General features: G+C 71.2%; 11 protein-coding genes and 1 pseudogene. 4 read left to right on the top strand and 8 right to left on the bottom strand.

What is annotated here, in order from left to right; translation table 11 throughout:
- From JQS43_RS14125 to JQS43_RS14135, 3 genes are read left to right on the top strand one after another with little or no spacing between them, the layout of a single operon-like run.
- Positions 1–2,055 (top strand): penicillin acylase family protein, encoded by a 2,055-nt coding sequence (locus JQS43_RS14125; RefSeq protein WP_239674849.1) that lies wholly within the window; start codon positions 1–3, stop codon positions 2,053–2,055.
- The gene (locus JQS43_RS14130; protein WP_239674850.1) at positions 2,052–2,612 is read left to right on the top strand and encodes a GNAT family N-acetyltransferase; all 561 of its coding nucleotides are present in this window, start codon (positions 2,052–2,054) and stop codon (positions 2,610–2,612) included. The genes JQS43_RS14125 and JQS43_RS14130 overlap by 4 nt, the downstream gene beginning before the upstream one ends.
- Before the next feature lie 34 nt (positions 2,613–2,646).
- Positions 2,647–3,738 (top strand): FUSC family protein, encoded by a 1,092-nt coding sequence (locus tag JQS43_RS14135; protein WP_239674851.1) that lies wholly within the window; start codon positions 2,647–2,649, stop codon positions 3,736–3,738.
- Between the two features lie 41 nt (positions 3,739–3,779).
- Here the strand turns inward: JQS43_RS14135 and JQS43_RS14140 are convergent, their stop codons facing one another.
- On the bottom strand, positions 3,780–4,460 hold the full coding sequence (locus JQS43_RS14140; protein ID WP_239674852.1) for an NAD(P)-dependent alcohol dehydrogenase: 681 nt from the start codon (positions 4,458–4,460) through the stop codon (positions 3,780–3,782).
- A gap of 96 nt (positions 4,461–4,556) precedes the next feature.
- On the opposite strand from JQS43_RS14140, the gene JQS43_RS14145 reads away from it, so the two are divergent.
- Positions 4,557–5,234 carry a TetR/AcrR family transcriptional regulator gene (locus JQS43_RS14145; RefSeq protein WP_239674853.1) on the top strand — a complete coding sequence of 226 codons (678 nt, stop codon included), beginning with the start codon at positions 4,557–4,559 and terminating at the stop codon, positions 5,232–5,234.
- 30 nt (positions 5,235–5,264) lie between these two features.
- On the opposite strand, the gene JQS43_RS14150 is transcribed toward JQS43_RS14145, so the two are convergent.
- The 7 genes and pseudogenes from JQS43_RS14150 to JQS43_RS14180 form a co-directional block, all read right to left on the bottom strand.
- Positions 5,265–6,524, bottom strand: a complete 1,260-nt coding sequence (locus tag JQS43_RS14150) for a serine hydrolase (RefSeq protein WP_239674854.1) — start codon at positions 6,522–6,524, stop codon at positions 5,265–5,267.
- Between the two features lie 71 nt (positions 6,525–6,595).
- Positions 6,596–7,069 carry a PPOX class F420-dependent oxidoreductase gene (locus JQS43_RS14155; protein ID WP_239674855.1) on the bottom strand — a complete coding sequence of 158 codons (474 nt, stop codon included), beginning with the start codon at positions 7,067–7,069 and terminating at the stop codon, positions 6,596–6,598.
- Positions 7,070–7,123: 54 nt separating this feature from the next.
- Positions 7,124–7,831: a DUF2306 domain-containing protein gene (locus JQS43_RS14160; protein ID WP_239674856.1), complete on the bottom strand. Its 708-nt coding sequence runs from the start codon at positions 7,829–7,831 to the stop codon at positions 7,124–7,126.
- Between the two features lie 95 nt (positions 7,832–7,926).
- The gene (locus JQS43_RS14165; protein ID WP_239674857.1) at positions 7,927–10,647 is read right to left on the bottom strand and encodes an ATP-binding protein; all 2,721 of its coding nucleotides are present in this window, start codon (positions 10,645–10,647) and stop codon (positions 7,927–7,929) included.
- A pseudogene (locus JQS43_RS14170) lies at positions 10,644–11,191 on the bottom strand (cupin domain-containing protein). The gene JQS43_RS14165 and the pseudogene JQS43_RS14170 overlap by 4 nt, the downstream one beginning before the upstream one ends.
- 250 nt (positions 11,192–11,441) lie before the next feature.
- Positions 11,442–12,689, bottom strand: a complete 1,248-nt coding sequence (locus JQS43_RS14175; RefSeq protein WP_239674858.1) for an RNA polymerase sigma factor — start codon at positions 12,687–12,689, stop codon at positions 11,442–11,444.
- Entirely contained in the window at positions 12,686–13,057 is a 372-nt protein-coding gene (locus JQS43_RS14180) for a YciI family protein (protein WP_239674859.1), read from the bottom strand. Before JQS43_RS14180 ends, JQS43_RS14175 begins: the two co-directional genes overlap by 4 nt.
- Positions 13,058–13,070: the final 13 nt, after the last annotated feature.

Genomic DNA, 13,070 nt, shown 5'->3' on the forward strand with positions numbered 1-13,070 from the left:
ATGCGCACCGACCGCGACGAGTACGGCATTCCGCAGCTATGGGCGGAGAGCGTCGACGCCCTGGCATATCTACAGGGCGCCAACGCTGCCACCGACCGAGCCTGGCAGATCGAGGTGGAGCGGTGGCGCTCGCAGGGGCGGCTCGCCGCCCGGATCGGCCCCGACGGGTGCCATTGGGACCGGTTCGCCCGCCGGGTCCGGCTCGATGACACCGCTCGACAATGCTTCCACCGGCTCAGCCCGAGGCTGCGGCGCTGGCTCACCGCGTACGTCCGGGGGGTCAACGACGCGTTGCCGGCGGGTGCGGCCGCGGCACCCGAATTCGACGCCGTCGACGCCCAGCCGGGACGGTGGCGCCCCTGGTCGCCGCTCGGCGTCTTCCTGGTCCAGCACATCCTGTTCGGCACCTTCCCCAACAAACTGTGGCGGGCACAGGTAGCGGGCGCGCTCGGACCGGCGGCGATGCACCTCTTCGCCACCGCCGGCCCCGACGGCTCCGGCAGCAACGCCTGGGCCCTGACCGGTGCCCACACTCCGCACGGAGCGCCGGTGATCGCCGGCGACCCGCACCGGGTGCTCGAACTCCCCGGGATCTATCAACAGATTCGACTAGCCTGCCCGCAATTCGACGTGATCGGCCTGGCCTTCCCAGGGGTCCCCGGGCTGCCCCACTTTGCCCATACCGGTGGGGTCGCCTGGGCGGTCACCAACGCTATGGCGGACTACCAGGACCTCTACCGCGAGCAGCTACAGCGTACCGACGACCGGCTACTGGCCCGGGAAGAAGCCGGCTGGCGGCCGGTGTGGCGCCGCCGGGAACGGATTCCGGTCCGAGGCGCATCAGCCAGCACTGTGGAGGTTATCGAGACGCCGCGTGGACCGGTGATCGACCACGACCGGGAGACCGGCGAGGCGATCAGCCTCCGCATGCCCAGCCGGGTGCTGGCCGACCTCGGATTCGGTGCGCTGTTGTCGCTACTGCACGCCGCCCGGGTCGAGGATGTGGTGACAGCGCTGCAAGCCTGGGTGGAACCGGTCAACAGCGTCCTCGTCGCCGACACCACCGGGACGGTCCACCGGCTGGTCGCCGGGCGGGTGCCGGACCGGGATCCGGCCAACCACCTCATGCCAGTCCCCGGCTGGCGACGCCGATACCGGTGGCGCGGGTATCTGCCGCTGCCCCGCACGGTGGTCTCGTCGGTCGCGGTCACCGCTAACGATGCCCGCACCGGTGACGTCGCTGACCTGGGCACCGACTTCGCACCCCCGCACCGAGCCCGGCGAATCCAAGCGCTGCTCGCCGACGGGGCCGACGCCGAAGCTATCCACCACGACACCCACTGCGCCCAACCGGTTCTGCGCCGGCTTTTGGCCCAAGTAGACGAGACGGCCCTCGACCCCGCCAGCGCCGCGCTCCGGCGACGACTCCTCGGCTGGGACGGCCACATGGCCGCCGACAGCACCGACGCCGGGGCGTTCGCGGCCTGGCGCTCCGCGCTCGCCCGCCGGCTCTACGACCATCCCGGGCTGCGCGCACTACGCACACCGAGCCGGTTCGATCCGCTCTTCTTCCCCTGGACCGACCCGCAGGTCCGGATCGGACTCGCCCTCGACAGCCTTCTTGCGGCACTGCCCAGGGCCGGCCACGAGGTGGTGGCACCGGCCACCGGGGCGCTCGCAGAGGTCGCGAACGGGCCGCCGCCGGTGGCCTGGGGGCGGCGGCATCGGCTGGTCCCGGTGCGCCCACCTACCGGCGACGCGCCCGACCCGGCCACCGCCGCGCTACCCGACCAGCTCCCACTCGGCGGCGACAACGACTGCGTGCTCGCTACCTATAGCGTCCCTGGCCACGCCGACGCCTGCTGGCGCGGCCCGGTCGCCCGCTACCTGTGGGACCTCGGTGATCGCGACCGGAGCCGGTGGATCGTTCCCTTCGGCGCATCCGGCCGCCCCGGTGATCCCCACTTCGCCGACCAACTGTCCGGCTGGGCCGCCGGGCGACTGATCCCGGTGCCCAGCCGGACCAGCCGTCCACCGACGTCAGGAGCAGAATGACCACTGTATACAGCGAGAAGCTACCCGAACTCGGCGAGTTCAGGCTGACCCCGCTCGACCCTGACCGGCACCTCGACCTGGTCGCGCAGTGGGTCCGCGAACCCCGGGCCCGGTTCTGGGGGATGACGGCGCTGCGCCCCGACCAGATCCGCGAGATCTACTCGTTCCTGGCCAGCCTCGACAGCCACCACGCTTACCTGATGCGCCTAGACGACCAGCCTGTGGGGATCTTCCAGACCTACCGACCCGCCGCCGACCCGGTCGGTGAGCACTACCCGGTGCAACCCGGCGACCTCGGGATCCACCTGTTCCTCGCCGCACCGGCCACGGCACCGATCGCTGGTTTCACCGGCGCCCTCGCGGCCGCACTCACCCGGTATCTGTTCGCCGACCCCGCGGTTGCCCGGTTGGTCGTCGAACCCGACGTCCGCAACGAACCGGCGCTGCGGCGCTGGCGCCGGCTCGGCTTCCGCTTCGGCCCGGTGATCGACCTGCCGGAGAAGCGCGCCCAGCTGGCGTTCCTGCACCGCGCCGAGGCGATCACCAGCAAATCCTGACGCTACGGGTACGCCGCTGCGTAGGATCGGCGGGGTGGCGGGCACACCAGCGGAGTCAGCCCAGGCCACTGGTTCCGGCGCGGCGGTGCGGCACCGCGGGCCCCGGCTACTGGCCGCGCTCCTCGCCGCGTTCGCGCCGGCCCTGGTCGCGGGCGCGCTCATCCCCGAGCTCAACGCCTTCGTCCTGGCCATGGTGGTGCTGCTGAGTGCTCAGACGGCGCTGTTCACGGGTTGGCGGCGTGGACCCCCGATCATCGCCTTCGGCCTCGCCTCCCTCACCATCGCCACCGTGGTCAGCCACCTGCCGGCGCTGGCGTCGCTGTGGATGGTCATCGTCGCGGCCGGCGCCGGACTGGCGCTCTACCACGGCACGATGATGGGTTACGCGATGGTCGGGGTCACCACCGGCTTCGTCATCGTCTCTCCGGCCCCGGTCGCCACCGTGGACAAGGTGGCGCTGATCCACCCGGTGGTCACCGGCGCAATGGCGGCGTTGCTCACCCTCGCCGCCGGAGTAGCCCTGGCAGCCTGGACCGTCGCGCTGCTGGTGTGGTTCCGGCTGAGCCGCCCAAGAGTGGACCAGCCCGGGTTGGCGGCACCCGCCTCGGCGTACATCGCACTGGTGCTCGCGGTCACCACCGGGCTGGGCGTCTACGTGATCCTCAGTTGGTACCGGGTTCCGGTGGCGGCGTGGCTCATCCTCACGCTCTACGTCCTGGTCATGAAACCGACTCCGGACGCCCCCCTGGCCGGCGTGATCCGCCGCTCCATCCACCGGGTGGCGGGCACCCTGGCGGGCTCGGCGGCCGCGGTGGTGCTGGTCTTCCTGGTACCCGTCGACTGGCTGCTGCATCTACTCGGCTTCGGCCTGATCGTGGCTGCGCTCGCCGCCGCCAGCCCGGACCCCCGCCGCTACTGGCGGTTCGTGCTGCTGCTCACCCCGGGCGTGGTGCTGCTCGACTCGGCCGCCGGCACCGGACTCGTCGCCGCTGAGTACCGTCTCGCCTTCACCGCGGCGGCGGCGGCCACCGCGGTCGTGGCAGCGGTCGGCTATGCGCTCGCGGCCGGCTCGACCCGCCGGCTGCGCGACCGGTACCACCATGTCGATCATGGGGTTGGGGACTGAGTTTCCCGCCGATCAGGTACCTAGGTCCATGATCGGCCCGGTTATGGGCGGATGAGGACGTTGCCGACGGCGTCCAGGACGACGTCGAACCGGTCGCTGACGCTGGCGAGCTCCTCGTGGGTGTAGTCGATGACGTGGTCGGCCCCCAGCCTGCTCACCAGGGCCGTGTTCGGCTGGCTGGTCACCCCGGTCACGGTCGCGCCGAGCTGCTTGGCCAGCTGGACCGCGCTCGTCCCGATCGCGCCGGACGCGCCATTGACCAGCACCGAGACGCCCGGCCCCAGCGAAGCCCGGTCCCGGAGGAAGTACGCCGCAGTGGTGCCGCCGAACAGGACGCCCGCCGCGTCCTCGTGACTCACCCCGGTCGGCTTCGAAGCGAGCCGGGTCGCCGGCACCGCAACGTACTGGGCGTGGGCACCGAGCTTGAGGCCGGTCATGCCGCACACCTCGTCGCCCGGCCCGAAGCCCCGCACCCGCGGACCGACTGCGGTCACCTGCCCAGCGAAGGCGCCACCCAGGATCGGTCGCCGCGGCCGACGGAGGCCGAAGACCAGCCGCGCGAACGGCGCGAATCCGCGCGGGAACCGGGCGCCCCGGCTCCGCGAGTCGGCCGAGGTGACCGCCGCCGCCGCGACCCGTACCAACACCTCGTCAGCGCGTGGCGTGGGCGTGGGCACCTCGGCGATCCGCACCACCTCGGGTGGGCCGTATCGCGTGACCATTGCTGCCTTCATCCCCGCCCCTTACACCCGTAAGTCTGGGATGATGATAGCCTTACGACCGTAAGTCTGCAAGGATGGTCCGAGGAGGTTTGCCTCATGCCCCGGCGGCGGCCCGCGCTGCGCCACGACCGCATCATCGACGCCGCAGTACGAGTGGCCGACCGCGGCGGTCTCGCTCAGGTCAGCATGCGCAACGTCGGCAAGGAGCTCAACGTCGAGGCGATGTCGCTCTACCACCACCTCGCTGGCAAAGACGCACTGCTCGACGGCCTGGCCGACTGGTTCTTCACCCAGATCGCGTTGCCCCGGCCGGACCAGCCGTGGCGACCGGCGATGACCGACCGGGCGGCGTCGGCCCGGGCCGCGCTGTCGAAGCACCCGTGGGCGCTTGGCCTCGTCGAGTCCCGCCGTTCCCCCGGGCCGGCGCTGCTCCGACACCACGAACGCGTACTCGGCTGCCTGCGCCAGCACGGTTTCCCGATCCCGCTGGCGGCGCATGCCTTCTCCGCGATCGACTCGTACGTCTACGGTTTCGTCCTCACCGAACTCAACCTTCCCTTCTCCCCTGGCGAAGGGGCGGAAGACTTCGTCGACCAGCTCGCAGAGCAGCTACCGCTGGCGGACTACCCGCACCTGGTGGAGCTCATCACCGAGCAGGTCCGGGGTCGGGAATACTCCTACGCCGACGAGTTCGAGTTCGGACTCAATCTGATCCTCGACAGCCTCGAAGCCCACCTAGAGCCAGCCGATCATGGGGTTTGGGGCCGAAACTAGCGCCGACCATGCCCCTAGGTCCATGATCGGCTAGCTGTTGGCGGGCTTGCCGGGGGCTTCGACGAAGTCGTAGACCACCCGAGCGAGCTGGCGCACTGTCTCGTCACCATCGATTTCGGGACCAGAGGTAACGAAGGCCACCGCGATCGGCCCGTCGGGGAGCAGGTAGTAACCGACGTCGTGGGAGGTGTCCGGAAGTTCACCGGTCTTGTGCGCCACCGGCACACCGGGCGGCAGCGCAGCCGGGATCTTGGTGTTGATGGTCTGCTCCCGCATGAACTCGATCATCAGGTCGCGGGACTCCGGCGACAGGATGTCACCCTCCCAGACTGCGCGCAGCAGCGACATCACATCGTCGGCGCTGAGGAAGTTCTCCTCGCCGCGGGCGGCTGCCTCGGTGTCGAGGAATTTGCGGGCCAGGATCGTCGCTTGCTGGTTCATCGAGTCGATCAACGCGTTGACCGGCCCGAACCCGCCCAGGTAGTCGATCAGGACGTTGGCGGCCGTGTTGTCACTGTACTTGATCATGTATTGGGCGAGTCGATACAGCGACACCACCTGTGGAAAGTGTTCATTCTGCAGCTCGCCCGAGCCACCGACCACGTCCTCGGGCGCCACCAGCACGCCCTCGGTCAACGCTGCTTCGCCGCAGTCGACCCGCCGCAGTAACTCGGTGAGGATCCACAGCTTGATCACGCTCGCCGCCTTGGGGCGGAAATCCCCATCGACGGCGATCTGCTGGTCGCCGTACCGTCCGGAGAGGTCCCGCACCGCCACCCCGGCCACGACCGGCGCGGCCTCGACGACCTCACGCAGCTGCTCCGTCAACCGGAGCAACTGCGCTCCCCGTGCCGGATCGGTGGCCGGCTGCGGATCGGTCACCACCTCCCCGATCAGGTGGGCCACCGGCTGGTGCGGCCCCGCCACCGTGACCGAGCCCCGGGTCCGGCCCCGGAGCGGGATCTCGTAGCGGTAACTGGTGCCGTCGACCGTGACCTCCCCGGCCGCCACCCCCTGGGTAAGGGTCATCTCCGGGTCGAGCACCCGGCCGGTGTCGCCATCACAGGCACGATATCGGACGGTACGAGCGCCGACGTCGACCGCGAAGACTCCCGAATCGAAGGCCAGCCACGCGAGTCGATGCTGGGTCTCCGGGGTAAACGGTCCGCCGGTGCCCGCCATCGCCGGCGCCGCCGGCAACGACAGCGCGACCGCGAGTGCCGCGACGACCGCAACGATCTGGCGGCCGACCACCGAACCCGCGCTACCCCGGAACCGAGATTCACTCACTTTCTCACTGTAAAGGGGCAGCTGCGACGAGGGCGCCAGAATCGGACAACCACCCCGGCGCCAGCTACGGGTCAGTCGCGCGGCGCCCGGCCTGCCGGGAAACCACCGGTCGCGATCGGCCCCCACGAGGTGATCGTGAGCCGGATCAGCGACTTACCCTGCCGCCGCATCGCCTCCCGGTACTCCGCCCAGTCGGGGTGCTCGCCGGCGATGCACCGGAAGTACTCGACCAGCCCTTCCTCGGCTTCGCCCGCCGGCATGTCCAGCACCTCGGCGTCCCCGTCGACCTGCACATACGGGCCGTCCCAGTCGTCAGAGTGGACCAGCACGGTGGCGGCCGGATTCCGCCGGAGATTCACCGCCTTGGCCCGGTCGGGGTAGGTCGAGATGACGATCCGCCCCCGACCGTCGACCCCACCGGCGACCGGCGAGACCTGCGGGCGGCCGTCGCGCCGGACGGTCAAGAGGGTGTGATGGTGGCGAGGGCGGATGAATTCCAGCAGCTGCTCGCGGTCGACCCGGTCCGCGGTGGCGATCTTCGGCATGGCCCGACTATAGGCACATCCGGCCGGACCTGGTGGATCCGCCGCCCGTCATGGCTAGCTGGACCCGGCGCTGGCCGGGACCCGCCCGTCGGGCGGTCGGATGACCTGCTGCCGGCGAGCCAGTGGCTTCAGTGTCCGGTGGATGATGAAGTACTCCGCCACCATCACGTTTACCAGGAGCGCGGCCCATGCCGCGGCGTGGTAGACGTCGTCGAAGGTCAGGCCGGGGAGAAAGCTCTCCTGCAACATCAATCCGATGATCAAATAGATCCGCAGGCTCACCGCGGCGAAGGTAAGGGCATAGTTGCGGATCATCCAGATCCGGTGCAGCTGGACCTGCCCTTGGCGGATGGTCCGGTAGGCCTGGACGAGCGTGTAGAGCCAGGCGGCGGTCATGATGTAGAAGGCGACCTGGACCGAGAATCCACTGACTGAGAAGGTGGCGGCGAACAGGGCCGTGATCGATCCCAGGACAACCGATCCCAGGTAGACCCGACCGAGGTTGCGGTGCAGTTTCGGGTAGCGGACCCGGATCCGGGTGACGAACTGGAAGGGCCCGATGAGCAACGCCAGTGAGCTGGGAATCGCGTGCGCGGCGATGGAAAGGTAGTGTGCGGCGACCTCGGGGTTGAGCGGGATCCGGTTGCGTTCCAGGTCACCGACCAGGTATGGCTCCACAGAGTAGAGGGCGATCCCGAGGGCCGATACGGCTACCAGGCACCAGAGCAGCCACCACCACCGGCGGCGGGTCAATGTCGTCATACGGGCACAGTGCCCCGACGGCGACCTTGCCGCCTCGGCGAAAATCGCCTAATCCAGTGGTTCAGTCCCGCCGCCCGATCGGCGGGACCCACCTCTCACCGACCCGGACCGGCGCCGGGGTCAGGCAGATCCCGGAGCTGCCGGCGGGAGCTGACCCCTAGTTTGCGGAAGATGCCGCGCAGGTGGGCGTCGATCGTGCGCGGACTCAGGTAGAGCCGGGCGGCGATCTCCTTGTTTGTCGCGCCGGTGGCCACCAGGGCGGCGACCTGCTGCTCCTGCGCCGTCAACGCGCCGGGTCCGGGCTCGCCCCGACCCCGGATCCGGGCGCCGGCGGCGCGCAACTCGTCGGCGGCCCGCCGGGCGAACGCCGTCATCCCAATGGTGGCGAACAGCTCATGGGCGGTGCGCAGTTGTTCGCTGGCGTCCCGCCGCCGACCCGCCCGGCGCAGCCACTCCCCGTACAGCAGGCGCGCCCGGGCCTGGTACGGCGCCGCCCGGGTCCGGTCGAGGCGCACCAGCGCCTCCCGGTAATCATCCTCCACACCAGACAGCAACGCTCTGCTGTACGCCGCCACCCCCAGCCCACAGTCCGTACCGGCGGCGGTCGCGCGCTTGGTCAACGCCGCCAGCGCCGACTCCGCCGCCGCGCGGTCGCCGGTCCGGACCGCCGCCTCCACCAGCTCCGGCAGGCTGACCCCGGCCAGGTAGAGGTCGCCCGCCGCGACGGCCCGGCTCGCCGCGGCCAACGCGGCCGGATAGTCGGCCGAGCCGTTGTCCAGAATCGACCGCGCCCAGTCGATGTTCGCCACCAGCTGGCCGGATCCGCTGGCGGTCGCGGCGCCCCTGGCCGCGTCGAACTCCGCAAGCGCCTCCGCCCGGCGGCCTCGCAAGGCCGTCAGGTGCAGCGACGGGTAGCCCTTCGGCGGTAAGCCCAGCGCGTCGGCGATCACCGCCTCCTCTTCGATCGCCGCCGCCGCCCGTGCGAAGTCGCCCATGAGCGTCGCCGCCACCGCGGTCAGGGCCAACCCCAGCCGCAGCTCCGGCAGCGCACCGGACTCCCTGCCGTCGGCGAGCAACCGGGTGACGATTTTGTCGAGGGCTTCCGGGTCCCACAACTCGCCCGCGAGCATCGACGCCAACGCCGGTCGTCGCCGCCACTCCCCCTCGGCGCCGGCCAGCACCGACCGCAGGACCGGGGCCGCCTCCCGGTGCTCCCCGGTGCCGATCAGGGCGAGCGCCGACAGCAGATCCGGGGCGGGCGGCGCCGGCAGGATCGCCCTGGCCTCGGCGAGGACCATATCCATCACCCCGGCCGCCCGGCCGACCGCCAGGGCCATCTCCAGCGCATCAAGGTACGCCCGCCGGGACTTCTCCGGGTCGAACGGTGCGAGCCGGCGGGCGGCCCGCAGCATGTGCTCCGGACCGCTGTCGTCGATGTGCTGGAGGAACGCGGCCCGTCCCCGCAGCAGATCCGCGTGGGCCCGGGCGGTCTCGTCGAGCCCGTCGACGTCGACCGTGGCGAGCAGGGTGGCGGCCGGCTCCGACTGGCCGGCGTCGATCATGGCCTGCACTGCGGCGAAGGTACGCCGGACCCGCTCACCAGCGTCCACCGACCGCTCGGCCGCCCGCCGGAGAAACGCCGCAGCAGCTGCCAACCCGCCCCGGGCGCCGGCCCGGGAGGCGGCAGCTTCAAGGTCCGCCGCCACGTTCTCGTCCGGATCGGCCCCGGCGTGGGCGCGGTGCCACGCCCACCGGTCCGGCTCCCGCCTCAGGTCGGTCACCTCTGCCAGCGCCCGGTGGGCGGCGTAGCGTGACCGCGCGGTCGCCGCGTGGTAGACGACCGACCTGGCGATGGGATGGCTAAACCGGACCCGGGTGGTGAACTCGACCAGCCCGGACTCGACCGCCTCGATGCTGTCCCGGGGCACGTCGATCTCCGGTAGCAACCGGGCGGCGGGCCACAACAGATCCGGGTCCCCGGTGGGGTCGGCGCTGGCCACGGTGAGCAGCTGCGCCGCCCCGGGCGACAGGGCGGCCAGCCGGGCGTGAAAGCTGCGCTCGATCCGGCGCGGCACCGAGCCGGCCTCCGCCGGCGCAAACCCGCCGGCCTTCGGTAACTCCCGCAATGCCAGGGGATTGCCCCTCGCCTCAGCGAGGACCCGGCTCAGGACCCGCGCATCGAACCGCCTACCCGGGGTCGACGCCAACAGCGCTCGGGCGTCGCGCTCGGAAAGGCCCCCTAGCGGTAGCGCCGGGAGGTCGTCGAGACCGCTCGCCACCGCCGGCTCCCGGACCGTGAAAATCATGGTGATCGGTGCGGCCCCCAGCCGGCGGGCGGCGAAGGTCAGCACCGCCATCGAGGCTGGGTCGAGCCAGTGGGCGTCGTCGACTAGACACACCAGCGGACGTTCCTGGGCGGCGGCGGCGAGCAGCTCGCCGGTAGCCAGCCCGATCTGGAGCACGTCCGGGGTCCCCTCGGTCAGCCCGAAGGCCACCTGCAGCGGCGCCCGTTGCGGGTGGCCTTCGGGACTGTCCAGGAGGGAGCGGCACAGCTGGTGTAGCCCGGCGTACGGGAGACCGGTCTCGAACTCCGACCCGGCAACGGCCAGCACCCGGGCGTCGATGGCAGCGACCCGGACCTGGTCGAGCAGTGTGGACTTGCCGATACCCGCCTCTCCGCGCAGGACCACCGCACCACCCGCGCCCGCGGCGGCTCGCCGGATCAAGTCTTCGAGGTGGCGGAGTTCCGCCTCCCGGCCGAGGAACAGCGGGACAGCCACGGTGACGGCGACCGCCCGCGGCAATGAGTCGGTCATCGCGACGGACGGGTCGTGGTGGTCAGGTCAGTCACGGGTGCTGGGCCGGCCCGGTGTTCCTGCGGGCGCAGGCCACGGACCCGCTTGAACGCGGTGCTGAGCGCGAACCCGGTGCCGTACCCGACCTGCCGAGCTACCGCATCCACGGTGGCATCCCGCTCCCGCAGGAGGTCCGCCGCGAGCGCCAGCCGGGACACCGTCCACGGGTGGCTGGGGTTGCGGTGCATGAGCCGCAGTGCCCGGCCGACCACCGGATCGGTGTGGGCTGCCCGGTACCACCCCGGGGCGTCCGCCTCTGGCTGCGCGAACCAGGCCCGCACCACCGCGATCAGCAGCAGGTCGAGCAGCCGGTCTAGCACTACTTCCTGGCCCGGCTCGGGTCGCCGTGCTCCGGCATCACCCACGCGCCGCCGTTCACCATCGCCACCAGCGACAGCGGGGCACGGTCCTGCACCCGCACCGACCACGGCGGGTCCATGACCGCCCGAAGCAGGAACGCGCCCCGTGCGCGGGGCGCGTCGAGCAGTCCGGCCAGCGCGTCCATGCCCCGAGTGTAGACGCTCTCGTATGGGGTAGCGCTTCTCAGCCATTCAGCCGCTCACAGTGCCGGGCTTGACTGGCACCCATGAACACTGAGACAACATTGGTAGTGGGAAGTACCGGCAAGACCGGGCGCCGGGTCGCCCATCGGCTGCAGGAGCGTGGGCTGCCGGTCCGGGCGGGGTTCCCGTACCGGGACGCCGCTTACATCGGCCCGGTGCCCGAGGGTGTTGCCCGCGCGCACCGGGCTGATGTCAACAGTGACGCCCGCCCCGGTCCGCCCGATCGAGCAGATATCGACGCTCTACCTGGTTGTCGGTCAACGCCGCCGCTTCCCGGTAGAGCCTCGCGGCGGTCGCCAGGTCGCCGGTCAGCTCGGCGAGGTGGGCGCGCACCGCCCGCTCCCGATGCCGCGTCAACGGTTCCGAGTCCAACCCGTGCCGCCGGTTGACGGCGTCCAGCAACGCCAGGCCGCGATCCGGGCCGTACGCCTGGGCCACCGCCACCACCCGACTCAGCCGTACCGGCGCGGTGGGGGTGAGCCGCTCCAGCCAGAGGTACAGCGCCGCGATCTGGGGCCAGTCGGTCTGTTCCGGGGAGGCGGCCGCGGCGTGCACCGCGGCGATCGCCGCCTGCAGTTGGTAGGGCCCCACCTCACGGCGGGCCCATACCGCGTCGATCAGCGCGGTCCCCTCCTTGATCAGCTCGGGGTTCCACCGGGTGCGGTCCTGCTCCACCAACGGCACCAACCCGTCATCACCGGTACGCGCCGCCTGTCTGGCGTCGGTGAGCAGCATCAGCGCGAGCAGGCCGGCCGACTCGGCATCCTCCGGCAGTTGGGCGCGGAGCATCCGGGTGAGCCGGATCGCTTCCTGGACCAGGTCGACCCTGGTGAGTTCCTCCCCTGCGGTGGCCGTGTAGCCCTCGTTGAAGATGAGATAGAGGACCTGCCGCACCGCGGCCAGCCGGTCGTCCCGGTCGACATCGGTGGGTGGGATGAACCGCGCGCCCGCCTGGGCGAGTTGTTGTTTGGCCCGGCTGATCCGGGCGCCCATGGTGCTCTCGGTGACGCCGAACGCGTGCGCGATCTCGCCGGTGGTCAGCCCACCCACCGCGCGCAGCGTAAGCGCTACCTGCGACGTGCTGCTCAGCGCGGGGTGGCAGCAGAGCAGTAGCAGGGTCAGGCTGTCGTCGGTCTCCGGCGGCGGTGGCGGCTGCCGATCAGCTTCCCCCAGGCCCAGCTCGACCGCTCCGGCCTCCTGCTCCCGCCGACGCCGGGCCTGGTCGGCGCGGAGCAGATCGACCATCTTCCGGTAGCCGACCCGGATCAGCCAGCTCCGTGGCTGCTCGGGAACGCCCTCGTCGGGCCAGGTCCGGGCCGCGACCAGCAACGCCTCCTGGACCGCGTCCTCGGCGAGGTCGAAGTGGCCAAACCGGCGAACCAGCGCGCCGAGCACCTGCGGTGCCTCCACGCGCAGCAGGTGCTCGACGTGCGGGGTCACGCGGCGAACTCCTCGCCCATGATCGGCCGAATCTCCACCGGCTCGCCCATCAGATCGACCAGTCGGGTGACGATCTCCACGGCCCGTTCATGGCTCGCGACGTCGATCACCGCGAAGCTGGCGAGGACCTCCTTGAGTTCAGCGAACGGCCCGTCGGTGGCCACCACCCCTGTTGGGCCCTTCCGGACAGTGGCGCTGACCGCCGGGTGCCCCAGCCCTTCGGTGGTGACCAACTCGCCGCTACGGATCAACTCCTGGGCGAACTCCTGGTACGCCGCGAAGGCGGCGAGCGCCTCGTCGGACGGGGTGTCGGCGCCCGCGGCGTCCCACGCCGCCGCCGGGGTGTAGCTGAGCAACAGATACTTCATGACCAATCCCCCT

The sequence above is a fragment of the Natronosporangium hydrolyticum genome, from assembly GCF_016925615.1.
GTDB classification, from domain to species: Bacteria; Actinomycetota; Actinomycetes; order Mycobacteriales; family Micromonosporaceae; genus Natronosporangium; species Natronosporangium hydrolyticum.

Coding starts and splice junctions, on each gene's coding strand:
- JQS43_RS14125 (WP_239674849.1), top strand. CDS start 1: ATGCGCACCGACCGCGACGAGTACGGCATTCCGCAGCTATGGGCGGAG.
- JQS43_RS14130 (WP_239674850.1), top strand. CDS start 2,052: ATGACCACTGTATACAGCGAGAAGCTACCCGAACTCGGCGAGTTCAGG.
- JQS43_RS14140 (WP_239674852.1), bottom strand. CDS start 4,460: ATGGTCACGCGATACGGCCCACCCGAGGTGGTGCGGATCGCCGAGGTG.
- JQS43_RS14145 (WP_239674853.1), top strand. CDS start 4,557: ATGCCCCGGCGGCGGCCCGCGCTGCGCCACGACCGCATCATCGACGCC.
- JQS43_RS14155 (WP_239674855.1), bottom strand. CDS start 7,069: ATGCCGAAGATCGCCACCGCGGACCGGGTCGACCGCGAGCAGCTGCTG.
- JQS43_RS14160 (WP_239674856.1), bottom strand. CDS start 7,831: ATGACGACATTGACCCGCCGCCGGTGGTGGTGGCTGCTCTGGTGCCTG.
- JQS43_RS14165 (WP_239674857.1), bottom strand. CDS start 10,647: ATGACCGACTCATTGCCGCGGGCGGTCGCCGTCACCGTGGCTGTCCCG.
- JQS43_RS14180 (WP_239674859.1), bottom strand. CDS start 13,057: ATGAAGTATCTGTTGCTCAGCTACACCCCGGCGGCGGCGTGGGACGCC.